The sequence below is a fragment of the Microbacterium sp. GXS0129 genome, assembly GCF_044769785.1.
GTDB lineage: Bacteria > Actinomycetota > Actinomycetes > Actinomycetales > Microbacteriaceae > Microbacterium > Microbacterium nymphoidis.
In genome coordinates this window covers 149462-172865 of the sequence record NZ_JBIZVZ010000001.1, presented here as the reverse complement: position 1 = coordinate 172865, position 23404 = coordinate 149462, and the positions used below count along the sequence as shown (strand labels likewise).

The 23404-nt window shown below is 61.7% G+C and carries 12 protein-coding genes and 1 pseudogene; 1 reads left to right on the top strand and 12 read right to left on the bottom strand.

Going from position 1 to position 23404, the window contains the following annotated elements; all coding sequences use genetic code 11:
- Positions 1 to 165: 165 nt before the first annotated feature.
- From ACIQJ5_RS00775 to ACIQJ5_RS00730, 10 genes are all read right to left on the bottom strand, one after another.
- Complete coding sequence (locus tag ACIQJ5_RS00775) at positions 166 to 1074, bottom strand: LLM class flavin-dependent oxidoreductase (RefSeq protein ID WP_402839851.1); 909 nt, start codon at positions 1072 to 1074, stop codon at positions 166 to 168.
- Between the two features lies 1 nt (position 1075).
- Positions 1076 to 1501 carry a nitroreductase/quinone reductase family protein gene (locus tag ACIQJ5_RS00770; RefSeq protein ID WP_402839848.1) on the bottom strand — a complete coding sequence of 142 codons (426 nt, stop codon included), beginning with the start codon at positions 1499 to 1501 and terminating at the stop codon, positions 1076 to 1078.
- A gap of 51 nt (positions 1502 to 1552) precedes the next feature.
- Positions 1553 to 1999 (bottom strand): MarR family winged helix-turn-helix transcriptional regulator, encoded by a 447-nt coding sequence (locus ACIQJ5_RS00765; RefSeq protein WP_402839845.1) that lies wholly within the window; start codon positions 1997 to 1999, stop codon positions 1553 to 1555.
- Positions 1996 to 2805, bottom strand: a complete 810-nt coding sequence (locus tag ACIQJ5_RS00760) for an ABC transporter ATP-binding protein (protein WP_402839842.1) — start codon at positions 2803 to 2805, stop codon at positions 1996 to 1998. Before ACIQJ5_RS00760 ends, ACIQJ5_RS00765 begins: the two co-directional genes overlap by 4 nt.
- Complete coding sequence (locus ACIQJ5_RS00755) at positions 2802 to 3779, bottom strand: iron chelate uptake ABC transporter family permease subunit (RefSeq protein WP_402839840.1); 978 nt, start codon at positions 3777 to 3779, stop codon at positions 2802 to 2804. Before ACIQJ5_RS00755 ends, ACIQJ5_RS00760 begins: the two co-directional genes overlap by 4 nt.
- A 26-nt stretch (positions 3780 to 3805) precedes the next feature.
- Positions 3806 to 4792, bottom strand: a complete 987-nt coding sequence (locus ACIQJ5_RS00750) for a putative F420-0 ABC transporter substrate-binding protein (protein ID WP_402839837.1) — start codon at positions 4790 to 4792, stop codon at positions 3806 to 3808.
- An 8-nt stretch (positions 4793 to 4800) separates the two neighbouring features.
- Positions 4801 to 5817, bottom strand: a complete 1017-nt coding sequence (gene fgd, locus ACIQJ5_RS00745) for a glucose-6-phosphate dehydrogenase (coenzyme-F420) (RefSeq protein WP_402839834.1) — start codon at positions 5815 to 5817, stop codon at positions 4801 to 4803.
- Between the two features lie 413 nt (positions 5818 to 6230).
- Positions 6231 to 8381 (bottom strand): LuxR C-terminal-related transcriptional regulator, encoded by a 2151-nt coding sequence (locus tag ACIQJ5_RS00740; protein WP_402839831.1) that lies wholly within the window; start codon positions 8379 to 8381, stop codon positions 6231 to 6233.
- A 748-nt stretch (positions 8382 to 9129) separates the two neighbouring features.
- The gene (locus ACIQJ5_RS00735) at positions 9130 to 9792 is read right to left on the bottom strand and encodes a hypothetical protein (RefSeq protein ID WP_402839828.1); all 663 of its coding nucleotides are present in this window, start codon (positions 9790 to 9792) and stop codon (positions 9130 to 9132) included.
- Positions 9793 to 10106: 314 nt separating this feature from the next.
- Positions 10107 to 17489 (bottom strand): isopeptide-forming domain-containing fimbrial protein, encoded by a 7383-nt coding sequence (locus ACIQJ5_RS00730; protein ID WP_402839825.1) that lies wholly within the window; start codon positions 17487 to 17489, stop codon positions 10107 to 10109.
- A 468-nt stretch (positions 17490 to 17957) separates the two neighbouring features.
- Here ACIQJ5_RS00730 and mscL point away from each other — a divergent pair, with 468 nt between their 5' ends.
- Positions 17958 to 18362 (top strand): large conductance mechanosensitive channel protein MscL, encoded by a 405-nt coding sequence (gene mscL, locus ACIQJ5_RS00725; protein WP_402839823.1) that lies wholly within the window; start codon positions 17958 to 17960, stop codon positions 18360 to 18362.
- Between the two features lie 600 nt (positions 18363 to 18962).
- Here the strand turns inward: mscL and ACIQJ5_RS00720 are convergent.
- A pseudogene (locus ACIQJ5_RS00720) lies at positions 18963 to 19621 on the bottom strand (IS5 family transposase); the annotation flags it as partial.
- 332 nt (positions 19622 to 19953) lie between these two features.
- Positions 19954 to 23226 carry a DUF5979 domain-containing protein gene (locus ACIQJ5_RS00715; protein ID WP_402839820.1) on the bottom strand — a complete coding sequence of 1091 codons (3273 nt, stop codon included), beginning with the start codon at positions 23224 to 23226 and terminating at the stop codon, positions 19954 to 19956.
- Positions 23227 to 23404 lie beyond the last annotated feature (178 nt).

Below are 23404 nucleotides of genomic sequence, written 5' to 3'. Positions count from 1 at the left end.
TCCGTAATCCGACCCTCGCGCGATATGCGTACTCCTGCGTACTTCCTCGCGCGGCCCGGCGAAGCGAGCAATGATCCCCGACTCATCGACGCCCCCGTGCGTGGCCGGATCAGCATTCGCTGGTCTCTGCTGTTGACGGTCCTTCCAGAGAGGTCCGCATCTGTCTCACGCCGAGTTCGCGTCGGCGCCGCGCACCTTCGCAACCGCTTCTCGTACCGCGGGAATGATCTCGTTGCCAATGAGTTCGTAATTGGTCGAGTCGTCCCCAGCGAGGATGAAGGCGGAGAATCCGTGCTCGATCGCCAACCACGTCAGGTGCTCAACCCACTGCGTAGGTGGCCCCTGGAGCAGGTAGTCGGTCGGAGATCTCTGAAGTTGGCCCGTTAGGTTTGCGAGTCGACGAACATCCTTCGGATCCCGACCTGCGGCGACTGCCGCGGAGTCAATAGCGTCGTTCATGGTTGGAATCTCCGACAGCGGTGTCCGTCCGAGACTCGGCCACCAACCGTCAGCCTTGGAACCGATCAGTCGCAGCATCCGCGGTTTGTAGCCACCGACCCAAATCGAAACCGGGTGTGCCGGTGCCGGGCCTCGCCGCGCACCGACGAGGTGATAATGCTCACCTTCGATACGGACCCTCGACCGATCATTGACGTCCCACAGCGCTCGAATGATGTCGATACCCTCAGAGAGTGCTTTCAGGCTCTCGCCAGGGGTGAGCCGATCCCCACCGTATGCGACGATCGCGTCCCAGAAGCCGCCGGCGCCCAGACCGAGTTCGATGCGACCACCAGAGATGACATCGAGCGTCGCGATCGACTTCGCCAATACTGCGGGGGGACGAAGCGGGAGGTTGAGCACACCCCCCGCGAAACGGATCTTCTCGGTGCGTGCCACGAGCTGACCGATGAGCGTCAGTGTGTCAAAGAACTCGGTGTTGTAGGGGTGATCTTGGATTGACACCATGTCAAACCCGGCACGCTCAGCCGCCCGTGCAAGGCGAAGAACTTCCGGAAAGTCCGCATACGGCGTCGGGAAGGTGCCGAACAGGAGGTCGTGCTTGTAGTCCGTCATCTCACGCTGCTCCTCGCCGCACGAGGCGGATGACAGGGATCACCCGATCAGTCATCCGCTCATACTGGGCGAAGCCCGGGCTCAGCGCCGTGAACTTCGCCCAGAGGCGGTCGCGTTCATCGCCCTGCAAGACAGTCGCTCGCGCTCGAAGCGGGCCTTCTCCCGCCACCTCGATGACGACATCGGGGTTGGCGACCAGATTGTGGTACCAAGCGGGATTGTCCGATGCACCAGCTTTCGAGCCGGAGATGAGCCAGGCGTCTGGAGATTCGCGGATGCTCATCACAGGAGTGAGACGCTCTGCTCCGCTCTTTGCACCAATGTGGTGAAGAAGGATGAGGCTGTCCCCGAAGCGATCCACATGCCCGTTGTTCGCCCGGAACTGCGAGACGATCGCGTCGTTGAACTGCGCGTACTGATTGGTCATGCGTCTTCCCCGTTCGCTCAGCCTGCTCGTTCATAAGCCGACTGAAGAATACTAACGCCGTTCCAAGTTGCGTGTCATCTGCTGGGCTACGCGGGTAAAGATTGCGAGGTCATCCTCTGAGATGCCACGTCGTGTCTCCGCTTCAAGCGCATGGCACACGTCGGCAACGGGATCACAGATTGCCTTGCCCTGCTCCGTCAACTCCAGCATGACGACACGACGATCCTGTGTTGACCGAGTTCGGTGCAGAACCCCGGACTTCTCCATACGCGCCAAAGTGCGGGCCGCAGTCGCGGGCTCGACCCCCAGCAATCGGGTGATTTCGTTCTGTGGGATCGGTGACCGTGCAGCGAGGTGACGGATCACTTGCTCCTGTCCGGCACTGATACCTGTGGGGCGAAGCATCTCATCCCCCCGAGCTCGATGAACCCGCGCAAGTGTGGAGATCAGGGGATTCAACTCGGACGGGCATGCTTGTTCCAACTGCACGGCGCTCATGACATTGATTGTCCCACCGCGTCATCGCCGGTGAGGCTCGCGAACACGTAGGCAGGAGGGCAGGCGCCACGATCGATGATGTCGACGTCGACGCCGTACACTTCGCGGATGAGGTCGACAGTGAGTATCGTTCGCGCACGGCCAGCCGCAACCAGACGACCCTCCGCGAGGACGACGAGCCGATTCGCATGCGTAGCGGCCAGATTCAGATCGTGGAGTGCCACGATGACAGATACACCCTCATTGGCGATGCCATGCAGCAGAGTCAGGGTCTCCAGCTGAGCGCGAATGTCGAGGTGGTTGGTCGGCTCGTCGAGCAGAAGAAGCCGAGGTTGTTGGGCCAGTGCACGCGCGAGCAGAACACGCTGTCGCTCGCCGCCCGAGAGCGTCCCAAAGACACGGTCACGGAGAGTATCCGCGCCCGTACGCCGCAGCGCTGACCTCACGAGCGCTCGGTCCTCCTCGGTGACGCCACTGAGGAGCGACTGGTATGGCACCCTCCCCAGAAGCGCGATCTCAGACGCCGTTACATCCGCCGGCGTCTCGGGATTCTGCTCCACGAACGCGATACTGCGAGCACGGTCGCGGGGACGCATCGAACTCACGGAGCTGTTGCCCAGTTTCGCTTCGCCGGCAGATGGGACCTGCAGCCCCGCTATGAGCTTCAGGAACGTTGACTTCCCGGCCCCGTTGGGGCCGATGATGGCCGTGATCTCCCCGGCAGGTGCAGCGAGAGTCACCCCATCGAGGATCGCTCGGCCGTTATGGGCGAGCGATAGTGCCGCCGTTGACCAGTCTGCGTTCACGCGGGCTTCCTCACACGTATAAGGAGGATGGCGAACGCGGGTGCCCCGAGCAGAGCGGTGACGACGCCCACCGGTATCTCCCGAGGTGCGACCACGGTGCGCGCAAGAGTGTCCGCCCACACCACTAGGAGCGCACCGACCACCGCAGACATCGGTAGAACAATCCGGTGTGCGTGACCTACAACCAGGCGCACGGCATGCGGAACGACCAGCCCGACGAACCCGATGGACCCGCTCACCGAAACGAGCACTCCGGTCAGCAGCGCGCACGCCGCAAGCAGGATCCATCGCACCCGACCGACATGAACACCGAGCGAACGCGCTGTGAGGTCTCCATACGCGAAAACGTCCAGCGGACGCGCAGCCACCAGCAGCGGCACACCAATGATCACCACCGCGCATCCTGCTACGAGTACCGTTCCCCAATCGGCTCCCCCGAGCGATCCGAGAAGCCAACCCAGGATCTCGCGATATGTATCGCCAGTAGCACTCAAGAAGATCATCAAACTCGTTGCGGCGGAAAGCAGCGCGGAAACTGCAACACCTGCCAGCACTGTGCGCGTACCCGAAGCAATGCCTCCGCTCGCCGGGCCGGCAAGCGCGAGAGTTGCAGCAAGGGCAAGAACCGCGCCGGCGAATGCTGCGACGGGTAGGACGAAGTCCCATCCGAGCACGATTACCGCGGCCGCACCGACCGATGCGCCCGACGACAGACCGAGCAGGTACGGGTCGGCAAGCGGGTTCCGAGTCACAGCTTGCATGATCGATCCACACAACCCCAGCCCCGCTCCGACGAAGAGAGCCGTCAACACCCGCGGCAAACGCAGTTCCCATACAATCGCGTCGCTGGTAGCCGGGATTCCCGTTGAGTCCACGCCGAAATGAGAAGCGACGACGCGAAGTACATCGAATGGTGCAATCCCCGCCGCCCCAAACCCAACACCAACGATCACCGATGCGACAAGCAGAACCACCGCAACGCTGGCTACGGACGATGACTTCACGGCAACGAAGCCAGCTGTGCGACGAGGGTCTCCACCGCTTCCACCGAGCGAACGCCAGCCTCCCCCGTTGCGAACGGAACGATGAGATATCTGTGCTGCTTCACGGCGGTGAGGTTGGCGGTTGCCGGATGAGACTCGAGCTGTGTGATCTTCTTTGCTGTCGACCCCCATGCCGAGTCCACCAGCACGATGACATCTGGATCCGCCGCGACAATCGATTCCCACGACATGCTCGACCAGGGCTCGTCAACGTTCGCGGCGATGTTCCGCAAGCCCGCGGCATCCATCACGAGCTGCGGATTCCCGACACCAGCGCCCACATACGGAGTGGTGCTTCCCGAGCTGTACCACAGCGCGGTGAGCTCGCGGCGATCAGGTGTAACTGCTGCCAGGCGCCTCTTCTGATCAGACACCAGAACGGCCGCACGCTCCGGCACGTCGAAGATTCGGCCGGCCAGGTCGATCTCCGCCCAGATATCCGCCCACGCGAGAGGAGATGCTGCATAGGTGGGATCAGTGCACGCAGTCCGTGCAACATAGGTGGTAACACCAAGTCGCTGTAGCGTCTCACGCTCCCCGGCACCGTCTGCCGAGAAGTTCGACTCCCACCCGGCGTAAACAAGATCCGGATCAAGACCAATCACGCTCTCCTGGCTTGGCAGCTTATCGGCGAGAAGCGTCGGCGCTTTCGCTGGTGACCACTGCTCTGCGTAGGGACCATCGGGGAACGCAACGCCGACGAGCCGATCATCAACCCCGAGCGCCATCATCATCTCGATCGATGTTGACTTGATCGCGATGACTCTCTGAGGTGCTTTTGTGAACGTCACCCCCATACCGCAGTCATCGATCGTCAACGGATAACGATCCTGTTCTTGCGGGCTACTGGTCGCTGCAGTCTCGGTGTTCGACGACGTTCCAGGCGTCGTCGAACAGCCCGAGACGAGAGCAAGCGCGATCGCAACCGAGACAGCTGAGAGCACCTGACGCCTCACAGAGCACGCAACCGTGGAGCAAGGTCACGCGCAAACAAGTGCTGGAAGCGACGCTGATCGTTCCCCGGGGCATGAAAGACGAGGTGCGTGAACCCCATATCAACATACTCCCCGATCACACCAACCACCTGTTCGGCATCATCACCGACAATCCACCGCTTCGCGACCTGTTCGATCGGCAACGCGTCCGCGGCGCGCTCCATCGCGACGGGATCAGTGATGTCATGCTTCTGCTCCTTGCTCAACGACAGGGGCGACCAAAACCGCGTGTTCTCCATCGCGGCTTCCATCGTCTCCTCATAGGAAAGCTTGATCTCGATCATCCGATCCAGCGACTCAAACGACCGGCCGGCCGCCGCCGCACCCGCTTTGACAGCGGGAATCAGCTCATCCTCATAGAGCTCACGCCCCTTGCCAGATGTGCAGATGAACCCGTCGCCTGCCCGTCCTGCATAGCGGGCGACGAGCGGACCACCGGCGGCTACATACACCGGAATGGGAAGGTCAGGACGGTCGTAGATGGACGCGCTGTGAGTTGAGTAGTACTCGCCGTCAAAACTCACCCGATCACTTGACCACAGGTCGCGCATGAGGCGCACGGCCTCACGCAGTCGCGCAAAGCGCTCCTTGAAGTCTGGCCAGACCTGCTCACCTGCCCCCTGGAACCCGGTGGCTATCTCGTTAAGGGCCTCGCCTGTCCCCACTCCAAGCCAGATACGACCCGGATACAGCGATCCCATCGTTGCAAACGCCTGGGCGACGACAGCAGGATTGTACCGAAACGTTGGAGTCAGCACGCTCGTGCCGATCGTCACCCGGTCCGTGCGCTCACCAACCGCAGCCATCCACGCAAGCGAGAACGGGGCGTGCCCGCCCGTGTGCCGCCACGGCTGGAAATGGTCGCTTGTCGCCACCGAATCGAACCCGTTCTCCTCCGCTGACACTGCGAGCTCGACCAGCTCACGTGGGGCAAATTGCTCAGCCGACGCCTTGTACCCCAGTTTGAGATTCATGCTCCTGCTCCTTCGTCCAGTTCTTCTGCTGTCGCTGTGGCCTGGCACAGTCCTGTGGCGGATCTTCGCCGATGAACCACATCAGACGCCGATACGAACAGGTCGCATCCTGTCAAATGGCGCCGCTCGCACCGGGCGGATCAAGACCGAGACGAGGTTTCAACCCGCCACGATCTCACCGATGCATGACTCCGTTCCAATCATAAGTCGGCTCATGATACCGACCGCGAAACGGACCACCGTTGATCTGGCGAGCTTCGTTGCTTGATCGCCCGCCGAAGAGAAACAGCATCGGGGGCACGCAAGAGTCCGAACTCCGGCGATCCAAGCCGATCGGGGTGTGTTCCAGGGTGTCACCCTCAGCCATGTCCCCCGCAATCTGACCCCTGGTCACCATCCATCTCAGGGCACGCCTACGGCTTCAACAGCCCCCGTCGCAGGGCCTCGCGAACTGCGGCCTCTCTCGACTTTGCACCGAGCTTGCGGTAGACACTCGCGGCCTGAGACTTGACAGTGTTGAGCGAGACGAACTCCTCATCAGCGATATCCCGCAGACGGATGGGCGTCGCGAGGTGATGGAGCAGCACGGACTCTCGTTGTGTCAACGTGACTGCCGACAACGCGCTCTCCATCGGATTCGTCTGATTCACATTCTGTGGCAAGGCCAGGCCAGCGCCCTGAGCGATGGCTGCGAGGTCGCTCTTCGGGACGAGCGATTGAATTAGTCTGATCCCGTGGCCGTCAGCGATCGCGAGTGCAGACTTCAACGCGTCCGCGGCGTACACCTCGTTGCCGGCGCGATAGCGATATACCGAGAGCAGTAGGTAGGCCTGGGCTTGCAGGCGCGGCCAGAGATCGTCGTCCTCCAGTAGTCGCTCCAAGTCGGATGCAGCTGATCGGTCGCCGTGTGCTAGCCCGAGCCGTGCGGCAGTGAGGCGCTGCGCGATGCGGAGCTGACTACCCTCATTTAGCAGTTTCCTTGCTCGCACCACATCACCAGATGCGGCAGCCAGGTCTGCGAGCGCGGACCGCAAGAGGTCTTCCAGCTCCGGAGTCATCGGGCGGGTGCCGTGCTGAGCCATGAGGCGGCTGAGCTCGACGGCACCAAGGATTGGGTCGATCGCGAGATGTGATCGAGCGGTCACGATGAGCGCGTATGGCCAGTCGGGTGAGCGAGCGAGGTCTGGCTCGACACCTTGCAGAACGCGCAGTGCATCGTGCGCAGTGCCTGACTCAAGCAGAATCGCTGCCTGGGTGACCGCGAGGCGAACGTCCCATTCAGCCGCACCGGTGCGGTCAACACTTTCGGCGTCAAGCAGGTGTCGGGCTCGCGACACCTCACCACGCATGGCGAGGATGAAAGCGTGCTGGATGCGGCGTCGAGCGCGTCGGCGCGGGTCGTGGTCGGCCCCCTGAGCGAGCAAGAGCGCCTCCGCACCTGTCATGTCACATGTGAGCGTGGAGGCAACGCTCGAAGAGAGTAGGCCGGAATATGTAGCCGGCCAGACGCCGCTGGCCAAATGAGGGTCGAGTTCCCGGGCCGCGCGCAGAAGTACGTCTCGGCGGGCGGCGCACTCTCCGTAGCGCTTCGCGCTCCACAGAAGGGACAAGATTGCAAGCTCACGATACACCGCGGCTTCTCGATCTCGTTCGGGTGGAAGCATGAGCAGGTGGTCTACGCTCTGTCGCACGATGGCAAGCACTTCCACGGACGGCACGAGCTCGTCGACGGATTGCAGAATCGCCCGCATTGTCTTGGCTTTGTGGTCTGCGGGAAGCGTGTTGCTTGGCAACAGTTCTACGGCGGGAGCAATGTTGAGTTGCATCGCATCCCGAGGAGGATGCCCGGTGGCAGAGTACGGGACCTCTGGGTAGTACCAGCGGAACAGGTCTGAGGTGATGTGTTGGGAATGCGAGGGGTGTGTGAACAGCCATGCGAGCGACGTTCGACGCAATTCCTCTTGTTCTCGCGCTGATACTTCGCGGCTAGCGATACGACGGGCAGCGGTGAGTACGGTGGGATGGAATGCGAAAACTCCCTCTGGGTCGCTCTTTCCCATCCCCCATTGTTCGACCATGTCCAGTGCCTCGGTCGCTTCGATGCCTGGTGTGAGTCTTGTTGCCAGCGACTCATCCATCAGGGGTGCGAGACTCCACCGAAGCACGACACTTCTCACCGCGGCCGGAACGATGTGGGCTAGCCACTCTCCGACAATGTGCTCGGCTCTCACCCCTTGGTCGTTGAGGAGCATCCGCGTCAGCATCGGTTGCCCGCCGGTAGCTGTGTGTACCGTGTACGCCTGGTCATGCGAGCCCCCCGACTCGCACGCGAGCAGTTCAGCCACCTCTCCGAGGGAGAACGCAAGGTTCTCAGCGGAGATCACCTGCATGGAATCTCGCACCTTGTACAGCGCATGCAACGCAGGGTCGATTTGCTGAGTTACGAGAACGACACGACCGAAGCGTCCATCACGCGCCGCGTCGAGCATCCGATGCTGGTCGGCACTATCTGCGAGATGAAAGTCGTCCACGATGACGGTACGAGTGGCATCTCGTTCCATCATCGCTTGACAGGCTCGGAGTGACTTGTTGTGAAGGTCGGCAGGTGTGTCTGCGTTGCCGAGGGCAATCCAGAGAACCTCTTCCGGGGTCGGGCTTCGCCGCGCCCAGTCCGAGATGAAGCTCGTCTTTCCGCTCCCGTGGGGTGCATGAATCACCACAACTCGCACGTGTGGGTCTCGCTCGATCAGATTCTCGAGACGGGGCCGCCGTAAGAAGCCTGGAGCGGCCTCGGGGAGCTCGAAGTCGGATGGCGGTTGGTCAGTCATTAGTTGTCAGACCAGACATGGCGGACTTGGCGGACTTGGCATTGGGAATCGTGACCGCCGGGGGGACGCGGGTCATAGCGATAGTCTTCCATCGTTTGCAACCAAGTGGGCGCCAACCTTCACCGGCTAGTCGGGCATGAAATCGCGGGTGATTGTTCTGGATCGGCGGCTGACTTGGGGCTGCCGGAAGCTAGCTTGGGAGACGGCTCGCTTGGCCGGGGGGCCTTGCACGCGCGTTCGTTTCGGACCTGCGGAGCGTCCAGTCGGAAGACACGGAGCCGCGGGGCGTGTACACCAGTACTAGCGTGCGGGGGTGTACACGCCCCGAACATGGTCACCGCTGAAGGCAGTATCTCGGTCGCGCGGCCTGCCGGGCCACTCGTGCTCCGGTCGCGGGGCGCATGGGGAGGTTCGCCGTGTCCCCCGTCATTACCACACGACCGTCGCTGCGCTTTGCGGAGATCTGGGTCGGCTAGCTACTTCGTCAATTGCTGTGGCTTCCTTCGAGCCCTATCGGGCGGGGTTGAGGTTGTGCATCGGTCATCAGAATGACGAACTGCTGATCACCGCCGGTGTCGAGTCGACGCAGCTTCCCCTGGTCGTCAAGCCAAAGCCTGGTCATGCTGCTCGAAGATATGTCGTCGGATGGCACACGGAAGACCGACTGTTGCTCACCATCGACCTCTACTGTTCCCAGATATGTGGCACCTGACTGGCGGAGAAGCAATGCGTTCTCCGGTCGATCAGAGGCTAGTGCGAACACCACGGCCAATGCCCTAATCGCCCCGTTGTCGAAGGAGACAGACTGCCAGCGATCGCCTTCCCTTGTGGCAATCGTCTCAGGTGTGAACGCGACCTCTTCGGACACGGCGATGCTTTCGGGCCCCCGCATCATCACTCCCCAAGCAACCGCATCGTCGAAATCGACGGTAACCGAGAGATCAAGGTGATCAATGTCGTCGGCGGGCAGAACGCTGATGTCCATCACAACTGTGCCGCGGCTCGCGATCTGGAAGCGCGTCTGCGCGAGAAGCTCGGACTGTTCGATCGTTAACGGCTCTCCCACGTCCGACAATCCGGACTCACATCCGGTGAACAGCAACACGGACGCCATGAACATGGCGAGTGCTGCAATGACCCGCCTCATGTCGCGACGTCCTCTGGGATCTCGGTGGGGATCGCTAGGACTGCGCGCCCTGAGAAGAAGGCCACCGATGGCAGCGCGACGATCCGGGTGAGGACGATTCTCTTCATCTCATTTTCACCTATTGCTTCTCGTGCTGGTACGGCATGCCCGTCCCTCGAACATGCCGTACCCCTGCCACTTGGGGAGAGGCTGTTGAAGCTAGAACTGGGAAGGTTCGCGCCCGAGCGGCAGACTGAGCGGGAAGAGCCCGCGGTCGTCTGCTCAGGGGCTGCAGGGGGAGGACTGTGGTGCTTCTACTCCTCCCCCTGCAACCTTCAGCGTTCGGAGGTTGCTCTCCGGCGCTGAACCATGAAGGTCACGCCCATTGCGATCAGCAGGGCCGCCAGCCCCAATCCGGCAGACCACGCCACGGCGTCGAGACCAGTCTCAGGAAGAGGCGGCGGCGGAACGATGTGCTCTGTCGAGGCAGGTGCCGGGTTGAGTGGCGTGAGTCCGGGCGGAGTTGCCTGACTGGTCACCGTATTCATCAGCGTCACTCCTGTAACGCCCGCCTTGACCTTGACCTGGTACTCGAGGATCACCTTTTCACCGGGCTGGAGCGCACCGACCCAAGTGAGAGTCGTACCGTCGAGCAATGGTTGCTGTCCAGTCGAAGCACGCACTGTACCGACCAGCGTGGCGTTGTTCAGCACCTTTGACAGATCATCTGTGACGATCACCGGATCAAGTACCGTCGCTCCGATATTGCTCGCAGTGACTGTGTAGGTGATGATGTCGCCGCCCGTTACCTTGGACCCGGACTTCGGGTCGCTGGTTTTGGTGATGACGTAGCCGGGCACGGGGTGCGCAGTCTCCGCCGGCGGCGGGACGATCGGCGGGAGATCCGGCGGCGTTGCCTGACCAGAAGCGACGTTGTTTAGCACTACTCCCGCCGCGTCGCTCTCCACCAGGACGGTGTAGACGATCACGACCCTCTGGCCGGGCTGCAGCGTCCCGGTCCACGAGAGCTTCGCCTCGTCGATGGCCGCACGTCCAGTAGAAACCGTTGACCCGTCGGCATTTTGGATCGTGAATCGCGGCTGAGCAAGCAGCTCGGCGTGGTTCAACACGTCCGACAGGTTGTCTTCGATCTCGACTGGGTCGAGAACGGAGCCTCCTGTGTTGGTGCCAGTGACCGTGTAGGTAATGGTTCCGCCGGGATTCACGGGGGTTCCATTTGCGGGGTCAGCCGACTTCATCAGCTCGAAGCCTGGGGTTGGGTGCGCAATCTCCACGTCTTCAGGAACGATCGGATCCTTCCCTGGAGGGGTGGCCGATGAAGCGAGGTGGTTGTTGACCACGGTGCCAGGAGCAACATCCCGGTCGATCGTGACCGTATACACGATCTGCACGTATTGGCCGACTTCAAGCACACCGTTCCACGTCATCTTCGTGTCATCGACCAGCAGCGTGCCGGTCAACGCAACCGAACCGTCAGCGTTGTACACGCTGTACACAGGCTCGGAGGTGACGACTGCGTTATTCAGCACATCGGACATCTCGTCGGTGATCACGACGGGATCAAGGACTGTCGCGCCCGTGTTCCGCCCGGTCACGGTGTAGGTGATCTCGTCCCCGCCCACAACCGTGGTCCCGCCGACGGGATCGCTGGTCTTCGAGTGCTCGTATCCGGGTACCGGGTGCTCGGTGATGACGTCCTCAGGAACAATCGGCTCTTTACCGGGAGGCGTTGCGGAGGAGGACAGGTGGTTGTTCACCACGGTCCCTGCGGGAACGTCGGCGTCGATCGTGACCGTGTACACGATCTCGATGCGCTGCCCGACCTCGAGCACACCAGTCCACGTAATCATCGTGCCCGTTCTGGTCGCGCTGCCCTCAGCAGCGACAGTTCCGTCAGCATTGAACACTGTGTACATCGGCCCGGCGGTGAGCTCGGAGTGGTTCAGTACCGCGATCAGGTCATCTGTGATGACGACTGGATCAAGAACTGTCGCACCGGTGTTCGTGCCCGTCACCGTATAGGTGATGTCGTCACCACCTACCACGGTGGTTCCTGACACCGGGTTACTGACCTTGGAGTGCGTGTATCCGGGTACCGGATGCTCGGTGACCACGTCCGCGGGGACGATTGGCTCCTCGCCCGGTGGCGTCGCCGAGGACGACAGATGGTTGTTGACCACCGTGCCCGGTGCAACGTCCTCGTTGATCATGACCGTGTAGGCGACCGTGACATGCTGGCCGACCTCAAGTCGGCCTGTCCAGGTGAGGCTGGTGCCGTCGAGGGGAACGCTCCCTGTCGATGCAATCGATCCGTCGTCGTTGTAGACGGTGTAGGCCGGGGCCGCGGTCACGGCTGCGTTGTTGAGCACGCTCGACAGATCATCCACGATGACCACCGGGTCCAGCACAGTTGCTCCGCTGTTCGTGCCGGTCACCGTGTAGATGATGGCATCCCCACCGACGACTGTGGTGCCGGAAACAGGGTCGCTCACCTTGGAGTGCTCGTATCCGGGTACCGGGTGCTCGGTGATGACGTCCTCAGGAACAATCGGCTCTTCACCGGGAGGTGTTGCGGAGGAGGACAGGTGGTTGTTCACCACGGTCCCTGCGGGAACGTCGGCGTCGATCGTGACGGTGTAGACGACAGTCACGTACTGTCCAGGCTCAAGGGAACCCGTCCAGGTCAGCGTCTCGCCGTCGAGCTCTGCGTTGCCTGTGGAGGCGACTGAGCCGTCGGCGTTATGGACCGTAGCGACGGGTTCACCGTCGAGCACGGCATGATCCAAGACGTTCGACAAGTCATCTGTGATGACGACTGGATCAAGAACTGTCGCACCGGTGTTCGTGCCCGTCACCGTATAGGTGATGTCGTCACCACCTACCACGGTGGTTCCTGACACCGGGTTACTGACCTTGGAGTGCGTGTATCCGGGTACCGGATGCTCGGTGACCACGTCCGCGGGGACGATTGGCTCCTCGCCCGGTGGCGTCGCCGAGGACGACAGATGGTTGTTGACCACCGTGCCCGGTGCAACGTCCTCGTTGATCATGACCGTGTAGACGATTTCGACGTGCTCACCCGGTTGCAGGACGCCCATCCACGTGAGCGTCGTGCCGCTGACCGCCACCGAGCCCGTCGACACTTCGGCACCGCCTTCGTCGTAGATCGTGTACACGGGGGCGGAGGTGATAGCCGCGTTGTTCAGCACGTTCGTGAGATCGTCCGTGATGACGACCGGATCAAGCACTGTCGTGCCCGTGTTGACACCGCCGAGCGTATAGGTGATGTCATCGCCTCCGACAACCGTTGCCCCACTCTCAGGGTCGCTGGTCTTGGAATGGGAGTAGCTAGGCACCAGGTGCTCGGTGTTCTCGTCATCGGGTTTGATCGGGTCTTCCCCGGGAGGCGTTGCGGACGACGACAGCGTGTTGCTCACGATCGTGCCGGCAGGAGCATCCCCGTCGATTGTGACCGTGTAGACGATCGTCACGTACTGGCCAGGATCGAGTGAGCCTGACCACAGCAGCGTCCCGAAGAGCACGGCGACGTTACCCGTGTCGGCCACAGAACCATCAGCGTCAAAGATCGTGAACACCGGCGCCGCGGTCATCTCAGCGTTGTTCAAGACATTCGACAGATCGTCCGTGATGACCACCGGCTCGAGAACCGTCGCACCGGTGTTCGTGCCGGTGAGTGTATAGGTGATGTCATCGCCTCCGACAACCGTTGACCCGGATGCAGGATCACTGGTCTTGGAATGCTCGTATCCGGGCACAGGATGCTCGGTAATCACGTCCACAGGCGTGATTGGAGGCAGGCCAGGGGGTGTCGCGGAGGAAGACATGTGGTTGTTGACAACGGTCCCTGGTGCGATGTCTGCGTTGATCGTGAGCGTGTAGACGATCTTCACGAGCTGGCCGACCTCGAGCGCCCCCGCCCATGTCAGGGTCGTACCCGTCACGGTTGCTTCACCTGTCGAGGAGACCGAGCCGTCCCCATTGAGGACGGTGTATACCGGGGGCGCTGTGAGGGCCGCGTTGTTGAGCACATCGGCCAAGTCGTCCGTCACCACGACCGGGTCAAGGACGGTCGCGCCTGTGTTGGACCCGGTGACCGTATAGGTAATCGTGTCGCCGCCTCCGACCGTCGCCCCGCTCTCGGGGTTGCTGATCTTGGAGTGCGTATAGCCAGGCACCGGGTGCTCGGTCGTCGCGGGTGGCGGATCGATCGGGTCTTTTCCGGGCGGCGTCGCCGAGGAAGTGAGCTCATTTCCAATCGTGACCTGGTCGTACGTCACCTGCGTCTTGAGGCGGATCATGTAGCTGATTTCGACGCGCTGGCCCGGCTGGAGCTGGCCAGCCCACGAGATCTTCTGGGAGATGATCGGGACAGTACCGGAGGAGACGACCGAGTCGGAGGAATCGAGGATCCGGTACGTCGGAGCAATGACAAGCGTCGCGTGTTCGAAGACATCCGTCAGGTCATCTGACAAGCGAACCGGATCCAGAACGGTACCACCAGTGTTGCTACCCGTCAGGACGTAGGCGATCGTGTCACCGGGCATCACGGGTGACCCCGACTCAGGGGTGCTCGTCTTGGAGTGGGCGAATCCAGGCACCGGGTGATCCAGAGTCTCGTCCTCAGGGACGATGGGGTCCTCGCCCGGCGGCGTAGCTGACGAGGACATGTGGTTTCGGACGGTGGCGCCGGCCTCCACGTCATCATCGAGGGTGACCGTATAGACGATCTCGACACGCTGCCCCGGCTGGAGCACACCGTTCCACACCAGCATGGTGCCTATCGGAGCGACGGTTCCCGAAGACGACTCGGTGTCGTCCTCGTTGTAGATGGTGAATACAGGATCACCATCCAACGTTGACTTGTCGAGCACCTCGGCCATGTCATCCTGCACCGTAACGGGCTCAAGGACAGTGGCTCCGAAGTTCTCGCCCTTCACCGTGTAGGTGATCGAGTCTCCGGCGCTCACCGACGTACCAGCAGCCGGATCGCTGGCCTTGGAGTGCGCATAGCCGGGGACCGGGTGCTCTGTGATCACGTCCGGCGGTTCAATCGGATCCTCGTCCGGCGGCGTCGCCGATGAAGACATGTGGTTCTCGAGGATCACCCCCGCCTGGGCATCAGAGTCTACGACAACGCTGTAGACCACCTCGACGTACTCGCCAACCTCAAGCGCTCCAGACCAGGTGAGCAGGTTGGCTGTGAGGGTTGCCTCCCCAGTCGACACGGGGTCACCGCTTGCGCTGTACACGGTGTACGTCGGGGGGCCGGCCAGCGCCGAGTTGTCAAGCACCTTCGACAGGTCGTCCTCGATCTCGACCGGATCAAGAACCGTTCCCCCCGTGTTCGTGCCCGTCAGGGTATACGTGATCGTCGAGCCTCCCACTACTGTCGAACCCGACACAGGATCGCTCGTCTTCGTGTGCTCGTAACCAGGATCAGCAGGAACCACAACGAATCCCGCATCCAGCGTGTGATCGTCTTGTCCAGGTCCGCCCGCCGTGTAGGTCGTTCGCCCAGTGGCTGGATCGGGGTTGGAGTCAATGCTGCGTTTTGAGCCGCTGTCATGAGTCGTGAAGCGAATATCCGTCCAGTTGTGGGTTTGGCCATCGACAGTGAGCGTGCCGGTGGTCGGCTTCACGAACTCGACCTCGTAGTCACCGCCGTTCGGGACGAACTCACCGCCCAGGTCTGCGTCGATCGACGAGAAGTAGTACTCGCCGTTGGCGTCGGTGGTCCTCGTGCCGATAACCGTTCCGTCACGGAGGAGGTTGACCACGATCCCAGGCAGCCGCTGCTCGTCGGGATCTTGGATACCGTCGCGGTCGCTATCGAACCAGACCACGTTGCCAATCTGGAGTGGAGCTGGGTTGGCGAGGAGCGTCAGATCACCGAGGCCCGTGCCCTTGCCGATGCCCGTGTTACCGAAGTTGCTACCGCGCGCCGCGCCATTCAGATACGCACCACTGCCGTCAGACAACGACATGTACTGCACGCCTTGCGTATAGATGATGTTGGTTGGGTCGTAGGAGGTGCTGACAACCTGATCTGTTCGGTATAGCACGGCGGTGGATCCGAGCATCGGTTCCTGGTGGAAACCTGCTGTGGACTCCCCCGGGAAGAACTCAACGATGTTCGCAGACTGACCACCGTTAGCTTGCGTCGCATTTGCAGCGCAACCGTTCTCTCCCTCCCACTGATAATCGTAGGTAGTGGGGCTCGGCATGTAGCAGGCGCGAACGATGTCACCGCCGCTGATGCTGGTGAAGAGGCCACTCGCCCCGTTGTCTGGAGAGTTCGTCGCCCAAGCCGTCTGGTCGCCGTTACGATCACGGAAGCCGAGAATCATAGACCCGTCACGATCAAACGTGATGTCAGAGAGCATGGGCATCGGACGGGCGTAGTATGTGACGTTCGTGTAGCTCGAGAGCGCGAACGTGTTGATCCAGGGCTTCCACTCGTTCATCGCTCCCGTGTATGGGAGATGAATGGCACCCCGCGGCATCTGCAGACCGTGCGCAAAGGCCTCCGTGAAGGTTCCGGGAGCATCCTCGTCGACCACCCACACGACGGCCTCGAGATTGGCCGCGTTCTGGCTAGCCATCGCGTCGCAGACACCGCCAACGTAGAGCCGCCCGTCGCGGAAGCCGAGTCCCATGGGGCGCCACTCGCCACCCGCGCAACCAGGGTCGGGAATCGCCCAGTCGCCCGCTGGAGCCCCATCAGCAACGCTGAAGGAATACAGGCGCTTGTCAGCGAGATTCACCGCGTAGAGAATCGTGCCCATCTCGTTGATTTCGATATCCCCAAGAGACTCCGTTCCCGGTACAGCGAAGAAGCCGTAGTCCTGCGTGGGGGTGTTCGCAGTGTGAGCAGTCGACCCTGCGTTCGGAACGGTGGCGAATACAGAAGCCGGTCCACCGTTCGCATCTGAGACGTAGATTGCTCCGGCACCGCCGGGACCATACGCAAAGTGTCGCTTCGCATATGCGCCACTGAACAGCCGATTTGTCGCCTTGTGGAACGCCGTCCCATACACCGCACCCACAGATGGTTCGTCCTGAACAACTTGCGGGGTAACCTCACCACGTTCCTCAGGCAACCAGCGCACGAGAGCACGGTTGTCCGTCGCATACTGCGGATGGATTGGAACCGCCAACGGCGGGTTCACCTGTGCATAATCTGCCGGATTCCAAACCGCTGTGCGGACTGTCGCGTTAGCACCTGCAGAGACATCAACAAAGCTCACAAACGACGAATAGCTCCCCCCAAGCTTGGCGAACGCGGGCTCCAGATAGTCCATGCTCGAGGGGATAGATATCTCGACACGATATTTGCCGCCGACGAGCGCTGAAGAGGCTCCGAGCACATACATGCCACCGACATCAGTGATTCCGGTCTCAGAATTACCGGCCGCGTCAGTCACGGTGACACTTATCCCCGCCTGCGGGACGTCGTTCACGGCGTCATACGTCGCGGATTCAGTGAACGTCCGCATCACGTTCACCGTCAGCGTCCCGTCACCAACGGCTGCAGAAGCACCAACTGGCGGCATAACCAGCGGCGCGAGCGCGAAAGCGAGAATAGAAAGAACGCCAAGTGTTCGCGTCCACCACCGCCGCCCCGGTCCGCTTTGAGCCAACCTAATCGTGCGTACCGACTCGCTTCGTGAGTTCATGTCGTCACCCTCTCCGATACCGACTGCACGCCACCCGCCGAGAAAGTACGGTCTACTCACGTCACGGTGACTGTGGCCGAATCTTCCCGACTATGAAGTTCCTGTCAATAGACCCAGACCGCACGGGCGGAGTGCTAGAAATGCGGCTTGAACTGGTTTTTATCTCCTCTGCCTCTTCGCGTCAGTCAAGTTTCATCCCTTCTTTCACACCCCCCATCGGGTGGTCTACGACGGTCCGGCTGCGCTCTCAGCATGTAGCGTTGCCACGCTGCAACTAACGCCTCGCCATGGTTCGTGGGCCGCAGTAATGGCGGGTGCGTCCTTGAATTGCGCACCGACCTCCTTCACCGCTGGACCGCTCGAAGCGGTGTGCCGTCTCGCGCGACACACCGAGTGTCGCCTTACATACGCGTCTACCCGATTCTTCAACCCGCACCATTCGAGCCACATAGAGATAGGAAGCTATTCATGATCAAGGGCTTTAGAGAGTTCATCGCGCAGGGAAACGTGATAGATCTCGCTGTCGCCGTCGTGATTGGGGGCGCGTTCGGAGCGATCGTCAACGCTGTCGTTGAGAGCGTCATCAACCCACTCGTCGCCCTCTTCTATGTCGCCGACGAGGCGGGCAACTTCGGCCCGGAACTCACCGGACTCTACGGACAGAGCGTGACATTCCCGCTCGGAAGCTTGATCAGCGCGATCATTAGCTTCTTCGCCGTTGCTTTCGTCGTCTACTTCGTATTTGTACTTCCGATGAACAAGTGGAATGAACAACGTGCGGCACGCAACCCCGCGGTCGAGGAGGAGACGCTGCCGACGGAACAGGAGCTTCTCATCGAGATCCGAGACCTGTTGCGCCGCAACGAGAGATAACGATTCAGGGCCACCTGAAACGTTGTGAAGCGTGACGTAGGTGAAGACCCCCGGGAGGATGTGGGTACCATCTCACATCCGCTCCTCGGGGGTCTTCATTACTCACGCCAACGCTCCTTGCACGCTGGAGGGCAGAGCTCATTTGGCCCGCCTCATCCTCGATGATGGTTGGCCTGCACGTCCGTTTCCCAGCGCTCGACCAGTTGGGGAGCTTCTCGTCCCGTAGCGTCCGCGCCGAGGGCGAGGGTATCTTGGCGGCTCTCTAGAGCGTGTCTCCCATTCCGCGGACGGGGCGTTCGGGTCTGGACGTGAGGCTCATTAGATGATGGCGGCGAGGATCTCGTGCGCGATGTTGGCAACGGGCCTGTCGGTCGTGTCGATCCGTAGCTCGTTGGTGAAGCCTGCTCAGTTCAGGATGCCGGCCAGCTCGGGGCGACGTTGTGCGTGCCAGCGCAGCGCCGCGTCGTCGTCATTGTGCCGCCTCAATAGCCGCGAGAGGACCGCGTCTGGTGATGCTGTCAGGCGAACGTGCAGCATCCTTCTCGCGACCAGCGCAGAAGCAGTCCGTTCAAGCTCATCAACGGTCTCGACGACGGTGGCGACCACCATCAGCCGGGCGCCGGCGCGGCGAAAGTTCGCGGTGATCGCGAGCTTGTCATAGCGGGTCGCGATGCCACGCCACTGCTTGGCGAACGCGAAGAACCGCTCGACGACGTTGCGACCCTTTTCAGCGGCGGCGTCGAGCCCGGGAGGGCGTCCGCCCACGCTCCCACGTCCGTTTCCGAGCAGCAGCCTGATCTCGTTTGTCGGGGATGACGGTCTTGATCCCGCGTCGGCGAAGCTCGGTGCGGATCACACCGGTTGCGTAGGCCCGGTCAGCGATGACTGCTTCGGGACGGGTTCTCGGCCTGCCCGGACCGGAACGGGGAACGTGGATCTGGGCGAGGACCTCCGTCGGCATGGCACCGTCGTTGCGCTGCCCTCCGGTGGCGACCATCGCGAGCGAGCGGCCATGTCCGTTGACGGCCTGGTGGATCTTCGTCGTCAGCCCGTCGCGGGAGCGGCCGATGCCGTGACCGGGCGGTTCAACCCCGTGCCAGGGCAGATCCTTGTGATTCGATCCCTCCCCCTGCGTCCTGCTCCGGGCGGGTCGTGTTCGTCGCGTGCTGGTGAGCACGCGCGATCGTCGGGTCCACCGACACCGCCCAGTCGATCTTCCCCGCGGCGTCCGCCACCGTGAGAATCCGGTTCAGCACCCGATAGCGCGACCTCGCCAACCCCACTCCGCTAGAACCCCGCAAGCCTCACCCAACATATGGGAGACACGCCCTAGCTGGCTCGGTGCCACCGACAACTGTTTTGCAGGTGAGATCGGACCCGAGCCCGCGACCGTCGACTCGATTGCTCATAGCTTTCTTGGTGAAGGCGTACTCTCTCCGGTAGTAGTGGCGGCCGTGTGTTGCATGCATGCAAAAGGACGCCATCGTGCGGATTACTTCCGCACGATGGCGTCCTTCTCTCGCGTCCGAGCAGAAGAGGCGGCCTGCCCGGCGTCAATCGATCGCCGACCAGACCACACTTCTCCGATTCGTCAGCTCTGCTGACGAAGACGCCTGCTCGAGCGCATGATTGCAACACCCGCCAGCAACGCGCCCGCAGCCGCGATCAGCAGCCATGCTGTGTCTGCAGAGCCCGTGGACGGCAACATCGGCGTAGGCGAGACCGACGGCACGGCTGGCGACTGTGACGGCGTCGGAGACACAGTAGGCGTAGGCGTCGGCGTAGGCGTCGGCGTAGGCGTCGGCGTCGGCGTCGGCGTCGGCGTCGGCGTCGGCGTCGGCGTAGGCGCAATGGAGTTCGTGAGAATTACCTCACTGGTCTCTCCGTCCCCGATCACAACTGGGTTCACACTGAAACTCGCCTCGCCCCACTGGGCACCCTCGATTGCGTCCGGGCTCTCTTCGACCAGAGTCACAACCGCACCATAGGGAAGGGGGTCACTGGTGACCACCTCACCTGTCGCAGAGACTGTCAGCGCTCCGTTGCCCGCTTCGAACCCATCGCCTGCCGGGTATGAGTAGTCAACGGTAAATGCCGCATCTTCCGGCACAAGTGCTGCGGCGTCGCCCACAATCTTCTTGGCAACGCTGAATGCCCCTGTGTTGAGGTCAATCACGTTCTTCAGTTCCACCGCGACGTCCGAGTCCTTCGTGACCGTCACGGTGTTTCCACCCGTGAACTCCCCCGGCTGCCAGGTTCCGCCCGCGACTGCCGACGGCAGTTTCTCCGCCAGAGTCACGGTGGCCCCCGCGGGCAGCCCGTCAATGACGACGGGCTCCCCGGAGCGCGGAACGGTGACGGTACCGGAGCCTGCGTCAAATCCCGCGCCCGCAGGGTAGGAGTATTCAACCGTGAAGGTCGTGTCGCCCGAAACGAGGTGCTGTCCGGTTCCCGTCACCACCTTGTGAATGCTCAACGATCCGAGGTCTCGCTTGATCGTGTTCGTGAGAGTCACATCAATCGTCGTCTGATCGCCGATGATGAACGAGGACAGATCGAACGACGATCCAGCCCATGTAGCGCCGGCGACAGGTTGGGCGGGGTCTTCGACCAACGTCACCTCGGTGCCGTACGGCAGATCATCCGCGAACACAGGACGGCCGTCATTGAGAACTGTGAGGATTCCGCTGCCGGTCGAAGGGGTGATACCAAGGTCTTCCGGCAGCTCATACGTGTACCGAACCTGGAATGCCGCGTCCTCAGCCACAAGATCCGCTGCATCTCCGTCGACGACCTTAGAAACCGCGAATGTTCCGTTGTTCCATGAGATTGGGTTGTCGAGAGTGACAGGGACCGTGTGGTCCTGCAGCACAACGAACTCAGCAACATCGAACTGCGGCGTACCCCAGGTCCCTCCAACCGGGTTGACCGGTCGCACCTCATCGAGAGTCACTGTCGCACCCGCCGGGATGCCATCAACCACTGTTGCGGGCTGTCCGGCACGCACGACAACCGTGCCCGAACCTCCATCAAAGCCATTCACAGCACTGTACGAGTACTGCACCGTGAACTCGGTGCCCTCCGGGACCAGGCCCGTTCCATCGCCAGACACAGTCTTGGATACAGAGAAGCTGCCGACGTTCTGAGTGATCCGGTTCGTGACGGTGAGCTCGATTGTCCCGTCGATAGGCAGGCGAGCGAACTCGTTTTCAGAGACCGGCGCACCGTTGACGGTGTACACCGGCTCGTCCCAGGTTGTTCCGGGAGGCGCCGGCGTGTACCACTCGAAGAAGCTGTATCCGACATCAGCCGGCTGCTGGATCGTGACTGGCGTGCCGTCTGCCGGCAGCACGAACTGTCCACCAGTGAGATTCTGAATTCCCTTGTCGACCGCCGCCTCTCGCGCAAAACCGACGCGGTAAGAGTCGATACCTGTAGTCACCCCATCTGGGTTGTCCACGATCTTGCGGGCGTTGATAGATCCCTTCAACAGGGTTGCTTCATTGACAAGGGTGATCTCGGAGACCTTCCCAAGGTTGCCGTTGTCGACAGAGAAGGTGATTCCCGTCACCGGGTCACCGTTCGCATCCCTGAACTTCGGGGCTTCCCACGTGACGTTGCCGGGTCCTGTCGGCTGAACTTCATACAGCTCAACTCGCGTCCCCTTGAAATACTCGCGGCTGACATAGGACTGGCCGTTCTTGATGTCGAAGGTTCCCTCATCGATCAAGGAAGCACCGTCGAAGGCACGGTAGCCAACATGGAAAGTGGGGTTCAGCACGGTGTCGCCGGTGAGCTCCTTCGTCACCTGGAACCGGCCAAAGTTGCGGCCGACAGCGTTTGCGCCGCCTTGATAACGAGTGGCGGAGCCGCTCGTGGACTGCTCCTCGTCCCCTTCGATGGTGAAACTGGCTGCGTTGGTGTACTTACCAGCCTTACCTTCGTCGAGGACACGCACCTGCCACTGCACGACGTAGAAAGAGCCACCCGTGCCCACCTCGTCGGAGGGCAACGAAGGGTCGCCCGCTCGTCCGGGTGCAGACGTGAACTGAGCCGTGAGGTTATCGGAGCTCCAGCTGACCTCGCTCGCGGTCTTCGTCGCGTAGTTGACCACCTGGCGGTCCCACTGGTTGTAATACAGTGAGCCACCTTCGCGCACACGGGGGTACCCGTTGGTTGCGACGACCTCGTACTTCGACGTGTCCAACACGTCGGTCACGGTAATGGCCTTGCCTGCGGGGATTCCATCAGCGGGAGCGGGCAGCTGGACAGTCCACGTAATGATGTCGGTCGAGTTGTCGTATGAACCCCACTTCCCACGTCCCTGACCGCTGTACTCACAGTTGTCTGTGCACCAGTTCGGGTTCGCGTCAACTTCGACCGTCTGGCTGAAGTCACCGAAGTCGAAGGTGTGAGTCATGTCCTCCTTGTTCTTCAACTGGGAGGACACGTTAAACCAAAACTCCCCCGACACCCCGTACGGGTTGTTTCGGAGGAACTCGTCCGAAACAGTGCACTGGGCCCCTGAGGCTGTAATCGTGCATGTTCCGGCTGTCTCCCCGTCCGGCCCAAGCATCGGGAAAGAGGTCGGGGTGCCCTGCAACTCCGCCGGGAAGTCGAGTTCGAGCACGACAGGCGAGGTTGCGCCCTCAGGTACGGACCACTTGACGTGCAGTTCTTGCTGCGTGCCATCAGCGAAGGTGCTGTTCTGGAACGAAACATCGTCAATCGTGACGTTTCCAGCCGCATGAGCGGGGATAGCACCAACCGTCACAAGACCGAACAACATGAGCAACGAGACAACGAGCCCCGCCGTCGTTCGACGTCCGTTCGAAGGACGGCGAGCAGCCATCTGCGCCCTCACGAGTCGATCCCTGTAGTCGCGGATCGACGTGGACGCTCTGTCCACATGGTCAAAAGGACAGGCATCTCAAACTCCAGGGAGGTCGGCGAGCCGCTTCCGTCATATGTTGCACACCTCACGCGAGGTGCGCACTCTGTCCGTGAACATCGGCGCACTCTTGCGTGAGACAGAACTCAAT